Here is a 14,780-nt window from a genome sequence, read left to right as displayed (position 1 = left end):
TCTACTGTATTGATAAAATAAAGAATAATTGGTTGTAAAACTACAACATCTTTACCTCAAGAGTATTAAGAGAGAAATATTTGGAACCATAAGGGGAAACTCTTACTTTTCCACAAACTAACACACCTTATTAAGGTAATGATTAAGACAAATATTTATAGTTTTAATTTTTAATAAGTAAAGAAGAAACGCACACCTTAATGGATTAACGAAAATCTCCAAGGTGTGCGATACTAGCACTCTACGAAAACCAGTTGTTTGAGTGATATGAGGGTTTGTATGAAATTCAGTATTAATAAAACTGAACTCCAAAATGCATTAGCTGTTGTTATGAAAGGAACATCTACCCGTTCAACGCTTCCTATTCTTTCAGGTATTTATATTGAAACCCAGGAAGATTCACTTCTTTTACAAGCAACTGACTTAGAACTCTCTATCCAGTATCACACATCAGCACTTATTGAAGAACCAGGTAAGACCGTATTACCAGGCAAACTGTTCTCAGATATTGTTAAGAATATGCCCGATGCGGCTATCCATATTGATATTCAAGATGATGCTGCAGTTATTACTTGTGATACATCTTCATTCTCAATTAAGACTTTATCTGCAGATGATTTCCCTGGCTTTCCTCATGTTGATATTGAGCAAGAGATATCCGTTCCTTTTGATACGTTCGCTGCAATGGTTAAACGAGTAGCACGTATTGTATCTAAAGACGAAAGCCGTGGTGTTTTACAAGGCGTTCTGATAACACTGAAAGAAAATCAGCTTCGTATGGTAGCAACTGACTCATATCGTGTTGCGGTTACCGATGCAGAGACAACACAGTCAGAAGTGTCTGATTTCCAAGCAGTAATACTCGGAAGCTTTTTACAAGAGATAGCATCACTTCCTCGTAGTGAAAATCCCATTTCAATTGCGTTGTCAGAAAATCAAATTGTTATGAAGTATCAAGATACGGTTTTTATTAATCGTCGTATCGAAGGAAATTATCCTAATTACCAACAATTACTTCCAACTTCATACGAAACACGCGTAGAAATTCCGACGGATACTCTCTTAGCTGCTGTTAAACGTATTTCTTTATTGAGCCCTAATAATTCGCGTGTGAAATTTGATATCAATGTTGATTCGCAAACTTTGCAACTATCAACTACTGCACAAGATGTTGGTTCAGCGCAGGAAATTTTGCCGGCAACTATTATGGGTGAAGATAACGTTATTGGTTTTAACTACACATATATTGTTGACGGATTAAGTTCTATCGTGACGAATAATGTGATATTTGAAATGCAAGCTGCGAATAAACCTGGCGTTTTAAAAGCAGATCAAGGTGAGGATTATCTCTATCTTGTTATGCCAGTCACCCTAGATTCGTAAGGTTGTCAGGTTTCACGTGAAACTAACACTAAATCGGTTAGAATTTCAAAATTTTCGCAATTATCACCAGCTAAAGCTTTCTGATATTGGATCGCTGACGATATTTGTAGGTCCAAACGCCGTCGGTAAAACTAACATCATTGAAGGTATGCAGTTATTGACGGCGCAAACCTCTTTTCGTCATCCGAAGATTGATCACCTCATTTATCAAGGTGAACAGATGGCTCGCATTACTGCTGAAGTATCTGATGAACAACGTCGTTTAGATTTTGAGATACAGCTGGCGCCAAAAACAAAAAGACACCTTCTAAATGGTAAAGCGAAAAAAATAATTGACCTTAAAGGTATTCTTCCTTCAGTGGTTTTTACACCAGATGATTTAAGTCTTATAAAAGGATCATCATCAGGGCGACGTCGTATGCTTGATGAATTAGGGGTGCAACTAACGCCTAATTACTACCAAATCTTGAAAGACTACGAAAAAGTAATTCACCATAAGAATACTTTGCTTAAAGATAATGCAACCGATTCATTATTAGATAGCTTAGATGATTTAGTAATTACCTGCGGTACACAATTAATATGGTACCGGGTAACGTTATTCCAAAAACTCATATTAAAAGCGCGTGAGATTTATCAAAACGTGTCAGGTAATAAAGAGGTATTTTCAGCGAAGTATTATCTTTCATGGGATCAGGTAAGCGAGGGCTATAACGAAATATCTGAGATAGATAAATTTGAATTACGTGAAAAAATAACTAACAACTTGGCATATTATCGAGATCAGGAAAAACAACGTGGTTATTCCCTTATAGGTCCTCATGCAGACAAAATAGAGTTTTATCTCGACGATAACCAAGTAAGTATATTTGGTAGCCAAGGTCAACAACGTAGTCTTGTTTTAGCCTTGAAACTTGCCGAAGTAGAATTGATCCAAGAAACTCTCAATCAGAGTCCACTCTTTTTACTTGATGATGTTATGAGTGAACTTGATAAAGATAGAAGAAAAGCGCTTTTAGAACTAGTACGCGATGATGTTCAAACTTGTATAACAACAGCTCATATGTCCTACTTTGATCAAGAGACAATAAACCAAGCGGATGTAATACAACTTCCACAAAGTAATAATGATGAAATGGAATCTAACGCCTTATAGCTTATATTTTGGAAAATTTTTGAAAAAGTATCTTTAAAACGTCATACAAGCCGATTGAGATACCTTAATTAGCGCAAAAATGTACACTATGATAATCACCTGTGCTATACTTCATCACTGATAAAAATAGTTCTATTTCGCACTCATGTTGTTATGTACTTATAAAACTAACCCATAGTAAAACCTATTTACTATGGGTTAGTAGGTAATGAATTGTCTTACATAAACAAGGAATAGAAGCACTCAAAAAGCAGTATGAGACGAAGGAGTAAGTGTGGCTAAATCATCTGAGCACGAATACAGTGGAGCAGATATTCAAGTCCTTGAAGGTCTTGAAGCAGTACGTAAACGTCCTGGTATGTATATTGGCTCTACTGGACCACGTGGTCTTCATCATCTTGTATATGAGGTAGTTGATAATGCTGTTGATGAAGCATTAGCAGGTTATTGTGACACTATTGATGTTTGGATTCGTCGCGATAATTCAATTACTGTTATTGATAATGGCCGTGGTATTCCAATTGATAAGCACCCTAAAGAAAAAATTCCAACTGTTGAAGTAGTTCTTACTATTCTTCACGCAGGTGGTAAGTTCGGTGGAGAGGGATATAAAGTATCTGGTGGTCTACATGGCGTAGGTGTATCAGTAGTAAATGCACTTTCTTCAAAGGTAGTTGTTGACGTTCGTCGCGATGGAAAAGAATATGAAATTGCGTTCGAATATGGCAAAACATCTGAAAAGTTGCATGAGATTGGAAAATCTAAACACAACGGTACTTCAGTTTCCTTCTGGCCGGATCCAACTATCTTTACTGAGACGACTAACTATGATTTTGAGACCCTTGCCAATCGTTTCCGTGAAATGGCATTTCTCAATAAGGGCCTTCGCATCACCTTACATGATGAGCGAGTAACCGACCCAGAGGGCAACCCTCGTATGGAATCCTTTATGTACAAAGGTGGCATTATTGACTTTGTACAATATCTAAACCAAGGTAAAGAGACACTTAATAAACCAATTTATTTTGAAGCAGAAAATGATGCAGGTAGTGTTGAAATTGCCATGCAATGGAATGAAACATATACAACAAACTCTGTTCTAGCTTTTGCGAATAATATTAATACCCATGAAGGTGGTACTCACCTTGAAGGTTTTAAGAATGCTGTCACCCGTACTATTAACGAGTATGCTCGTGCAAAGAAATTCTTAAAAGAAAAAGATTCAAATCTTACTGGTGATGATACACGAGAAGGTCTTGCTGCAATTATTTCAGTTAAGCTTCATGACCCTCAATTTGAAGGACAAACAAAAACAAAGCTTGGTAATACTGAAATTCGTGGTTTAGTTCAAGATGCCGTTCGCCAAGGACTGGCAGATTATCTTGAAGAGAATCCAACACCAGCTAAAAGAATTATTACAAAAGCTACAGCAGCGCTGCGTTTGCGTGAGCAACTTCGTAAAGTAAAAGAAAAAGCGCGTAGTGGATCAGGTTTAGATTCTTTGTCTCTTCCTGGAAAACTTGCAGATTGTTCATCTCGTAAACCAGAAGAAAGCGAAATATTTATTGTAGAGGGTGACTCTGCAGGTGGTTCTGCAAAACAAGCGCGTGATCGTAAATATCAAGCTATTTTGCCTCTTCGCGGTAAGATCTTAAATGTTGAACGCGTTAATCCAACCAAAGCAATGTCTAGTGATACGATTAATTCACTAATCACGGCAATTGGTACTAACGTTGGTGATTCATTTGATGCGGATAAAGCACGTTATCATCGCATTATTATCATGACAGACGCTGATGTAGACGGTGCACATATTCGTTGCTTGCTTTTAACTTTCTTTTATCGTTATATGCCGGAACTTATTAACCGAGGATATGTTTACATTGCGCAACCACCTATCTTCGGTCTTAAGAAAAAGAATTCACGTAATCCGAAAATTGAACGTTATATCTATGACGAAAATGCTCTTTCTTCAGTTCTTTCTGAATATGAGGATCCGTCGAAATTTGATGTTCAGCGATATAAAGGTCTTGGCGAGATGGATCCTGAGCAACTCTGGGAAACCACAATGGAACCAGCAACTCGAACACTGTTGCAAGTAAATATCGATGATGCTGCAGAAGCAGAGCGTGTGGTAAGTGAACTTATGGGTGATATTGTTGAACCGCGTAAAGAGTTCATTCAAAAACATGCGCGCGACGTTCGTTTCTTAGATATTTAAATATCGTTGGTGAATAAGATAAAAGTTGAAAGGTAATCCATGGCAGATAATACTGAGGATTTCAACAAAGAAAATGATTCTCAAGATGACAGCTTAGAAAGATTATTGTCTCAGGCTGAAATTGATGAGTTAGATGATGAAGAGAATGTAAATGAAGAGGATGGCGAACTTGCATCAGCAGGTGTAATCCCAACAAATGGGTATTCAGAAGAGAATAAAGCACGTTCGCTTATTGATATCTCTACTCTTGAAAAACCACATGGTTCTATTGTTGAAGATGCGAATGGCGGCGAAGGTACGACAGTAATCTCTGCATATCTTGGCAAAGAGATGCAAACATCATTTCTTGAGTATTCGATGTCTGTTATTGTATCGCGCGCACTTCCGGATGTTCGCGATGGCTTAAAGCCAGTTCATCGTCGTATTTTATATGCAATGAATGAGAGTGGTTATACCCCTAATCGCCCTCATATGAAATCAGCTCGTACTGTCGGTGATGTTATTGGTAAATATCATCCTCATGGTGATAGTGCAGTTTATGATGCAATGGTTCGCTTAGCACAACCATTTTCTATGCGTTTACCGCTTGTTGATGGTCATGGAAACTTTGGATCTATTGACGGTGACTCCGCTGCAGCAATGCGTTATACCGAAGCACGTCTTGATAAAGCCGCAATGGAGTTACTTCGTGACCTTGATAAAGAGACGGTTAACTTCCAACCAAACTATGATGAAAGTTTGGAAGAACCAGAAGTTTTACCAGCGCGTTATCCGAATCTTTTAGTAAATGGTTCTAATGGTATTGCTGTTGGTATGGCAACTAATATTCCTCCTCATAATCTCGGCGAAGCCATTGATGCAACTTGTTTGCTCTTAGATAACCCCGATGCAAATACTGAAGAGATTCTCAAAGTAATGCCTGGTCCTGACTTCCCAACAGGCGGCATTATTATGGGTCGTGAAGGTATTCACGACTACTACAACACAGGACGTGGATCTTTAACTATTCGTGCGCGTACTGAGATTACTGAAGACAAAAAAGGTCGTGCATCAATTGTTGTAAAAGAAATTCCGTATCAAGTTAACCGTCAGCGTTTGTTGGAAAAACTTGGCGAACTTGTTCGCGATAAAAAGCTGCCGGAGATTTCTAATATTCATGATGCAGCAGATCGTCATGGTATTGATATTATTATCGATCTTAAAAAAGATGCTATTCCTCAAGTTGTATTAAATAAACTCTTTAAGCATACCCAGCTTCAAGTTGGATTTGGTGTAATCTTACTTGCTCTTGTTGATGGCATCCCGCGCGTTTTATCACTAAAAGAAGCTCTTCATTACTATATTGAGCACCAAAAAGAAGTTATCGTTCGTCGTACGCGTTATGAATTAGCGAAAGCTGAAGAACGTGCTCATATTCTTGAGGGATATATTATCGCGCTTGATAATATTGACGAAGTAATTTCTATTATTCGCTCTTCTCAAACTGATAAAGAAGCATCCGCGCGATTAACTGAGCGCTTTAAGCTAACCGATAAGCAAACTTCTGCAATTTTAGAAATGCGCCTTCGCCGACTCACCGGTTTGGAACGCAACAAAATTGAAGAAGAGCTTGCAGAATTAAACGAGCGCATTGCATATTATCGTCGCGTATTATCTGATGAATCACTAGTTCGCGACATTATTAAAGAAGAGTTGCTTGAAATTAAAAAGCGCTTTGCAAATCCGCGACGCACTCTTATTTCAGGTAAAGCAAAAGATATTGATGTGGAAGATCTTATTGCTGATGAGGTTATGGCGGTCACCGTTACCCGTTTGGGTTACATTAAACGCTTGCCTGTAGCAACATATCGCCAGCAAAAACGTGGTGGTAAAGGTATGCAAGGCGTCAACCTTAAAGATAATGATTATGTTGAGCATCTCTTTGCCGCATCAACACATGCATATATGCTGTTCTTCTCTACAAAAGGAAAGGTATATCGCAAGAAGGTATACGAAATTCCTGAAGCGTCACGCCATGCACGAGGTACAGCAATTGTAAATTTGCTTCACCTAGAACAAGGCGAAACTATTAGTGCAGTTATTGCTACTAAAGATTTCCCAAGTGATGAATACCTTATGTTTGCAACTGCACAAGGTATGGTTAAGAAGACTTCTATGGATCTCTATGATCGCACTCGTAACGATGGCTTAATTGCAATTAACCTTAAAGATGGCGATGAGCTTATCAGTGTACGTCGAGTTGCCGAGGGTGAAAAAGTAATGATGGTTTCATCTGCTGGCAAAGCGATTATGTGGGACGAAAGTGAAGCACGTGCAATGGGTCGCGATACCATGGGAGTTCGTGGTATGACGGTACCAGTTAATGCCAAAGTGCTTGGAATGGAGATTGCTCGTCCCGAAACTGATCTGTTTGTTATTACTGAAAAAGGTTATGGTAAACGTACCCCAGTGACTGAATACCCGGTACAACATCGCGGTGGACAAGGTGTCTTCACAATTACTATGACTGCTAAAAAAGGTCAGTTAGCCGCTATGAAAATTGTCGGCCAAGAAGATGAAATTATGATTGTTTCTGAGGAAGGTGTTGTGGTTCGCACGCCTGTCTCTGGAATTTCTGAGCTTGGACGTTCAACGCAAGGTGTTCGAGTTATGAATGTTGCCGACGAAGATAAAGTGGTAGCTGTAGCTATTTCTTCACATGGCAAGAAGAAGAAAGATGCAGCGGCTGGCTCTAATGATGAGATCAGTGATAATGACATTGATACTGATGACGAATCATCTCATAACGAAGATATTATTGAGATAGATGAAGAGCTGCAAGATGAGATGCCTAAGCCTGGCGAGGCAGAAGACGATAATTAGTTTTCTCATAACAAACAAAAGAAACTAAAACAAAACCCCGCAAAGCGGGGTTTTGTTGTTTGAGTAAACGAACTACATATAACTTCGCCTTATATATCTTTGTCTTCAAAATCTTGAGGAGCTAAAGTAGAAATAAACTCATGAAATTTATCCAACTCCTCTTCCATGGCAAGGTTATTGTTGCGGTTTTTCAAAACATAAGGGAAAGAGGCATGTTCAAGAACATCCTCTTCAATATAGAGAGGAGCCTTTTGTCTAACTGCAAGTGTTATTGCATCGCTTGGACGAGCGTCAAGAGTGATAAGCCTTCCGTGTTGTTGTAGCGTTAATTGAGCATAAAAAGTGGTGCCTTTCACCTTATTAATAACAACATGATCAACCCGTGCATCAAGATTAGTTAGCGCATCTAAGAAGAGGTCATGAGTCATAGGTCGCGCAAATTTCGTTTGCTCAAGTGTAATAGACAGTTGTGTTGCTTCATTAACACCAATCCAAATAGGTACTACGCGAAGCATTCCAGGTTGAATTTCTTCTTCGCAAGGCTGTAAGACAACAACCGAAAAAAGAGGTCCTGTTGACACGATGAGCATTTGTATAGAGACAGGAACCACAAGACCTTCTTTCGCAGAGAATAAAAAAGTTTCGCTTTATTATAAAATAGTTCTTGACCCACACCCTTTGTTTGTTATAAAGTAGTCAAGCACTTTTTTTGGGCCCGTAGCTCAGTTGGTTAGAGCGCACGCCTGATAAGCGTGAGGTCGCTGGTTCAAGTCCATTCGGGCCCACCATTTATCGCAATAGACGCTCCACCGTGAGCCGAGTTTGCCGGTGGAGCGTTTATTACAAAAAAAGTGCACGCGTACAGCGCAGTTCATGGGGCGTTAGCTCAGCTGGGAGAGCGCGGGCTTTGCAAGCCTGAGGTCAGGGGTTCGATCCCCCTACGCTCCACCATGAAATTGTAAGCCGAACGGAAACGTTCGGCTTTTTTGTGATAAGGGACTATTTATGAACCGGATTGAGGCACTAAGAATCCTTGGGTTAGATGAAAATGCAACCCAAGAAGACATCAAAACTGCCTACAAAGAGACGGTGCAAATTCTTCATCCTGATAAATTTGCTAGCAATAAAAAACTTCAAGAGCGAGCAACTGAACAATTTAAGAACCTACAAGAAGCATACGATTATTTAACTTCTGCAAAAGGTAAGCGCGCTGCAGCAAAAGATAATCCACGTGCAGCTAGATCAACCACTTATTCGTACAGCCAAGCGGAAGCAAAACTAGCTGGTATAGCTGCCGCACGCACTCAGTTAATAAAACAGCGCGATGTTGTATTAGATGAACGTCGCAATGGAATCGGTATGGCGGCAATTGGTGCAATCGTAGCGTTGATATTTGGTCGTAGACCTGGTGTATTTGCGGTAGTTGCAGGAATTGCAGGTGCGGCTGCGGTATGGGGGATTGTGCAAATTGTTTCATCACAAAAAACAATCACCACCCTTAATGAACATATTGCGCAACTTCGTAAAGAAGAGCGTAAGTTAAGACAAAGCTTAGAAGAGGACGAGTAATTTATGAAGCAAGAAAACATTCGCAACGTTGCTATTATTGCTCACGTTGACCATGGTAAAACAACACTGGTTGACCGTTTGCTATACACCGCGGGAGTATTTCGCGAGAACCAGCAGGTTGCAGAACGTGTTTTAGATTCAAATGATCAAGAGCGTGAACGCGGTATTACTATTTTGTCCAAGAATATCTCGGTCACATATAAAGATGTAAAAATCAATGTTATTGACACTCCTGGCCATGCTGACTTTGGTGGCGAAGTTGAGCGTGTTTTAAACATGGCAGATGGCGCACTGTTGATCGTGGATGCATTTGAAGGCCCAATGCCTCAAACTCGTTTTGTTCTTCGACATGCTCTTGATCAAGGCTTGCGTATTATCGTAGTCATCAACAAGATTGACCGTCCGGGTGCTCGTCCTGAAGAAGTCGTCGACGAAGTATTTGACTTGATGGTTGAATTAGAAGCAAGTGACGAACAGCTTGATTTTCCCGTCATTTATGCAAGCGCGATGAATGGATACGCGCGATACAATCCTGATGATGACAACATGAATATGGTGCCACTTCTAGAGACAATTCTTAAAGAGGTACCTGCTCCAGATTGTGAGCCAAATGGTCCTGTTGCATTGCAAATCTGCACCGTAGACCACTCAAGTTTTGTTGGTCGAATTGGTGTTGGCAGGCTTTTTAGCGGCACGATTCATAAAGCTGAACCTGTGTTGGTGATTAAAAACGACGGTACGCGTTATAACACAAACATTAAGCAGGTTTTCACTTTTGAGGAACTTGGCAAAAAAGAACAACAAGAGGTTCATGCTGGTGACATTGTTGCGGTAGTTGGTGTTGAAGATGCCGATATCGGAGATATGGTAACAAGTCGCGATAATCCCGTTCGCCTTGATCCTATTAAAGTAGAAGAACCCACTATGGCAATTGTGTTTGAAGCTTCTTCAAGCCCGCTTGTTGGTCGTGAGGGCGAAATAGTTGGTGCCCGCCAGCTCAAAGAGCGTCTTATGCGCGAAAAAGAGAGCAATATCTCTATGCGTATTGAGGAGCTTGAGGATAAATCAGGCATTGAAGTTGCTGGTCGTGGTGTGTTGCACCTTTCTGTCTTGATGGAGACCATGCGCCGCGAGGGATTTGAATTCCAGGTTGGTCGCCCGCGCGTGTTGATCAAAAAAGACGAAGCCGGCAACAAGCTTGAGCCTATTGAGGAAGCTACAGTTGATGTTCCGAGCGAATATGCGGGTAAAGCAATTGAGGTGTTTGGCAGCGCGGGTGGTGAAATGGTTGACATGCATCAACGCGGAGATCAAACGCATCTTGTATTTAAGATTCCTTCACGTGGAACAATGGGTCTGCGCACGCGTCTTTTAAATGCTACACGTGGTGAGGCCACGATGTTCCATCACTTCAGCGAGTATGGCGCATATCGCGGTGACTTCGCTGGTCGCAAAAATGGTTCAATGATCAGCATGTCTACCGAGAAATCAGTAGCTTATGCATTAGATACACTTCAAGAGCGTGGACGTTTATTTGTTGGACCGGGCGAAGATTGCTATGAAGGTATGATCGTCGGTGAGTCCGCAAAAGAAGGCGACATGGTTGTTAATATTGCAAAATCAAAGCAGCTTGGCAACCAACGTTCAAGCGGTGCTGATAAAGCAATCCAGCTCACGCCTCCTATCACCTTTACCCTTGAGGAAGCGCTTGAATATATTGAAGACGACGAATTAGTGGAAATTACTCCCAAAAACATTCGTCTTCGTAAGCGTATTTTATCTTCCGTTGAACGCAAAAAGGCTAATAAACGACAGTAGTTTATGAAGCGAAAGTGGTCATATTGTGCACAGATAAGAATGTTTTGTGCCATGTGAGAAAATACCAAAGGTTTATACACCTGTAGGTCGTGGGCGGCATATTATTGCAAATCAAACTAATAACGGACGAGCCCACGTAAAAGGAAGGGATTTATGAAAACAGCACGTTTTATGAAAGCGGTATGCGCAGTCGGTGTTGTTGCTGCGTGCTCTTGGGGGCTTGCCGGTTGTTCAAGCTCAGAGCAAACCACGGTAACTGATGATTCGGTTGCTGCTACTGTTAACGGTACGCCTATCCCCGAGGCACAGGTTACTGATTATATCGAAGGTCTTCGCCAGCAATATAACCTGGTTGAAGAGAGTGACTGGGGCACGTATCTTGCTCAGATGCAAATGACACCGGAGTCTCTTCGCGAGAATATTATCAATCAGTACGCTCAGATGGAAGTCATCCAGCAAGGTGCAGAGGATGCAGGCATCACGGTAGAGAGTGCTGAAGTGGACACCTATGTTGACGCCATGAAGTCAAACTATGGTGATGACGAGCAGTGGCAACAAGCTCTTGAAGGTGCAGGTATTACCGAAGAGCAATATCGTGAAGAGATTGAAAGCCAGCTCAAGGGTCAGCGTTTCATGGAAACTTTCGAGACCGACGAAGAGCCTACTGCTGATGAGCTTTTGCAATACGGCCAGATGTATGCACAGTCATACGATGGCGCAAAGCGCTCATCACATATTCTGTTTGATTCAGCAGATGAAGCAACCGCACAAGAGGTACTTGATAAGATCAACTCAGGTGAACTTGACTTCGCAGAAGCTGCACAACAATATTCAAAAGACTCAAGCGCTCAAAATGGCGGCGATGTAGGTTGGGACAAAATGACTAGCTTCGTTGAGCCATACCAAACTGCGCTTGATGGTCTTGAGGTTGATCAGGTTTCAGGTTTAGTAACCACCGATTATGGTATTCATATCATTAAATGCACCGATGAGTTCAATGCTCCGAAAACCACTGACGAAGAGGGCAATGAAGTTGCCAACATCACAAGCATTGATCAGCTTCCTGAAGAGTGGGTAGAAGAGATTTCAACCCAACTGAAGAGCCAGAAGCAAAACGAGGCATATCAAGAGTGGATCACGCAGGCTGTTGAAGAGGCTGATATTGTCATCAATCCAATGCCTGAAGGTTTGCCTTATGACGTTGATATGTCACAGTATGAATCTGAAGTTGTGCAAGAATCAATTGATGAAAATGCTGGCGTATCTTCAACACCAGAAGAAGAGCAAGTAACTGATGTTGAGACGGAGGGCGAAGTAGTTCCGCAGGACGAAACCACTGAGCAGTCCACTGATAATCAGTCAGGCGCAAACGATCAGACTGCTGGTAATGAAAATACCGAAGCCCCTAGTGGAACTTCAACCAATTAATGGAGCATTTAACTCAGAATAAAAGCTCTAAATAACATTAAGCGTTATAGTACGAAGACCTGCATTTGCGGGTCTTCGCCATTTTGAGAAGATAACATGACAGGATGTTATGACACGTAAAAAGACACCACCACTTCTTGAAATTAATGATGCTGTTGTTCGAAGAGCGGGCAACGATATCTTATCTATTGATACTTTGTGTCTTGGGATAGGGGAGAAAATAGCTGTTTTAGGACCGAATGGTTCTGGAAAATCTACCCTTATTCAATTGTTAACACGAGAGGTATTGCCGCTTTATCGCGATAACCCTCCTGTCAAATTTAAAGGTGATGCACGTGCAGTGCGCGCTGATGTGCACAAAAGCCTAGGGGTAGTATCTTCTACTATGCAGGATGAAATTACCGTTCATCTTCCCGTTGGAGAAGTGGTTGAGGGTGGGTGTTTTGGAACGCTTGGTCTGCCTTTTCATGTGCATAGTACAGAGCAATCTCGGATTCAAGCGGCTCAAGCTATGACACTTCTTGGTATAGGTGATTTAGCTGACCGAGATGTTATGACGCTCTCAAGTGGACAGGCTCGACGTGTGTTGATTGCTCGTGCGTTAGTGCATAATCCTGAGACACTTGTGTTTGATGAACCTTGTTCTGGTCTTGATCCTGAAGGTATGCATTATGTTCGCTCGGCAATGCGGAAGCTGGCCCAAATAGGTAAGGGCATTATTTTGGTTACCCATTATCCCGAAGATGTAATTCCAGAAATATCTCGCGTTGTTCTTCTTAAAAATGGAAAGATTTTTAACGATGGCGCAAAAAGGGAAATGCTTTCGTCTACCCAAATGTCAGAACTATTTGATGTGCAGTTGGTCAGTGAATGTCGCTGTGTGGATGGGAATGAATATTTTTCTCTTGTGAGTGCCTATTAGTGTTGTATACTATCTATTCGCTGATCACCTCATTGGTGAGCGCGTATTCGTAAAGCGGAGAGATGTCCGAGCTGGCCGAAGGAGCACGATTGGAAATCGTGTATACGCCAAAAGCGTATCTGGGGTTCGAATCCCCATCTCTCCGCCAGATTATTCTGGTCTTTTCTTTGGCCTTTTAGATATGCTGCTTATGGCAGCAATCGCCCCTGCGGAGGGGTGGCAGAGTGGTTGAATGCGGCGGTCTCGAAAACCGTTTCACCGGTATTCCCGGTGACGAGGGTTCGAATCCCTCCTCCTCCGCCATTTTATGACCTGGGGTTTTATCTGATTTCCCTACTGAAAAACTCCGCACAGTTCTCCACTGGAAATGAAAAGGCGGCAAGATTATCGTCTCCTATGAGATCTTGAAGTGTTTTAAGCAACGTACTCCAAATAAAAGTGCGTGTCTTTTGGTTACAGGGCAGTTCCTCGGTATAATCCATAAACATAAAAGCGCTTGACAAGATGTCGATGTCGTTAAAACAGGTAGCTAATCCCAAGAGAAGGAAATTTGATGGCAGATCGTGTAGTAGAGACAACAGAAAACGAAGTTCCCGAGATTCCTGAGATTCTCGAAAAAGTTCTTTTGTTTACCCTTGAAGAAGCAAAAGAAAAAATGTCAAACGGTGCAGATGTTATTCCGTTTACTGGTTTAGTCGTGAAAGAAAATTTATTTATTGAAAGCCATCCAGGCGAGTCTGTTGAAGAGTGTTTTGCTTTTGCAAAACATACGGTTGAAAACGCTCGTGGTGCAGATGCCTATGCATTTTGCTACGACGGATACATTGATACCGATGAGGGAGTAAAGGACGCACTGATTGCTGAAGGTGGTGTCCCAGGAGAAGACCGCGGCTATGCAGTTGGATATCTCTACACGCCCAACGAAGGCACACCTACTTTTGAAGCTGAAGTTGCCTATATTGGTGAAGCTCCCAATTTTATGAGTGAGCTCAAAGACGCCGAAAGTTATAGCGAAGAAGAGATTGACGAAAAATATACTGCAGAAGACGAAGTTGATGACGAAGAGATCGTATAAGAACTGCATGTATTTCGTATAAGAAATCTTGTACGTTTCGCAATAGCTTTTACGACCATACGCACAAAATTTATTTGTTTCACGTGAAATAAGTCCCGCAGCTGTCTGTCATGATGAACTTGTTTCCTAAGCGGTAACGCAGAATCGATTGGTAACCAAGCAGGGAAGCAAACTCTAAGACGAGTTAAAATGGCAATTCAGCGCGGGACTTTGTGTGTGTAATCCGTGTAAATCAGCCAGTTAAGAAGTAAATCGCCCAAAGTACTTCGCGGTTTGCTAGAATAGTTTGGCTAATTCCTGCCCCGGTGTATGCCTTCACCAGCCCGGGGCCGTATAGTCCAAAGGA

General features: G+C 41.5%; 10 protein-coding genes and 4 tRNA genes. 13 read left to right on the top strand and 1 reads right to left on the bottom strand.

Features of this window, described 5'->3' with window-relative positions:
• The first annotated feature begins 279 nt into the window (after positions 1–279).
• The 4 genes from dnaN to gyrA all read left to right on the top strand — a co-directional run bounded on the left by dnaN (position 280) and on the right by gyrA (position 7,622).
• Positions 280–1,383, top strand: a complete 1,104-nt coding sequence (gene dnaN / locus NFR28_RS02085) for a DNA polymerase III subunit beta (protein WP_251178173.1) — start codon at positions 280–282, stop codon at positions 1,381–1,383.
• A gap of 16 nt (positions 1,384–1,399) precedes the next feature.
• The gene (recF, locus tag NFR28_RS02080; protein WP_251178172.1) at positions 1,400–2,539 is read left to right on the top strand and encodes a DNA replication/repair protein RecF; all 1,140 of its coding nucleotides are present in this window, start codon (positions 1,400–1,402) and stop codon (positions 2,537–2,539) included.
• A 274-nt stretch (positions 2,540–2,813) separates the two neighbouring features.
• Positions 2,814–4,760 carry a DNA topoisomerase (ATP-hydrolyzing) subunit B gene (gene gyrB / locus NFR28_RS02075; RefSeq protein WP_251178171.1) on the top strand — a complete coding sequence of 649 codons (1,947 nt, stop codon included), beginning with the start codon at positions 2,814–2,816 and terminating at the stop codon, positions 4,758–4,760.
• A gap of 39 nt (positions 4,761–4,799) precedes the next feature.
• Complete coding sequence (gene gyrA, locus NFR28_RS02070; protein WP_275556956.1) at positions 4,800–7,622, top strand: DNA gyrase subunit A; 2,823 nt, start codon at positions 4,800–4,802, stop codon at positions 7,620–7,622.
• Between the two features lie 89 nt (positions 7,623–7,711).
• Here gyrA and NFR28_RS02065 read toward each other — a convergent pair whose 3' ends face one another.
• Complete coding sequence (locus NFR28_RS02065) at positions 7,712–8,233, bottom strand: bifunctional nuclease family protein (RefSeq protein ID WP_251178170.1); 522 nt, start codon at positions 8,231–8,233, stop codon at positions 7,712–7,714.
• Between the two features lie 100 nt (positions 8,234–8,333).
• Here NFR28_RS02065 and NFR28_RS02060 point away from each other — a divergent pair.
• From NFR28_RS02060 to NFR28_RS02020, 9 genes are all read left to right on the top strand, one after another.
• Positions 8,334–8,410, top strand: a tRNA-Ile gene (locus NFR28_RS02060).
• Between the two features lie 87 nt (positions 8,411–8,497).
• Positions 8,498–8,573: transfer RNA gene (locus tag NFR28_RS02055), tRNA-Ala, on the top strand.
• A gap of 54 nt (positions 8,574–8,627) precedes the next feature.
• Complete coding sequence (locus NFR28_RS02050; protein WP_251178169.1) at positions 8,628–9,191, top strand: J domain-containing protein; 564 nt, start codon at positions 8,628–8,630, stop codon at positions 9,189–9,191.
• Positions 9,192–9,194: 3 nt separating this feature from the next.
• Positions 9,195–11,009 carry a translational GTPase TypA gene (gene typA / locus NFR28_RS02045; protein WP_251178168.1) on the top strand — a complete coding sequence of 605 codons (1,815 nt, stop codon included), beginning with the start codon at positions 9,195–9,197 and terminating at the stop codon, positions 11,007–11,009.
• A gap of 153 nt (positions 11,010–11,162) precedes the next feature.
• A complete protein-coding gene (locus NFR28_RS02040) occupies positions 11,163–12,437 on the top strand; it encodes a peptidylprolyl isomerase (protein ID WP_251178167.1) in 1,275 nt (424 codons plus the stop codon).
• 109 nt (positions 12,438–12,546) lie between these two features.
• The gene (locus NFR28_RS02035; protein ID WP_251178166.1) at positions 12,547–13,359 is read left to right on the top strand and encodes an ABC transporter ATP-binding protein; all 813 of its coding nucleotides are present in this window, start codon (positions 12,547–12,549) and stop codon (positions 13,357–13,359) included.
• Between the two features lie 56 nt (positions 13,360–13,415).
• Positions 13,416–13,507, top strand: a tRNA-Ser gene (locus tag NFR28_RS02030).
• A 62-nt stretch (positions 13,508–13,569) separates the two neighbouring features.
• A tRNA-Ser gene (locus NFR28_RS02025) sits at positions 13,570–13,662 on the top strand.
• A 250-nt stretch (positions 13,663–13,912) separates the two neighbouring features.
• Positions 13,913–14,434, top strand: a complete 522-nt coding sequence (locus tag NFR28_RS02020; RefSeq protein ID WP_251178165.1) for a hypothetical protein — start codon at positions 13,913–13,915, stop codon at positions 14,432–14,434.
• The last annotated feature ends 346 nt before the right edge of the window (positions 14,435–14,780 follow it).

It is taken from the genome of Adlercreutzia agrestimuris (assembly GCF_943193125.1).
GTDB lineage: Bacteria > Actinomycetota > Coriobacteriia > Coriobacteriales > Eggerthellaceae > Xiamenia > Xiamenia agrestimuris.
The sequence above is the reverse complement of the archived record's forward strand: the minus strand, read 5'-3'. Positions and strand labels throughout refer to the sequence as shown.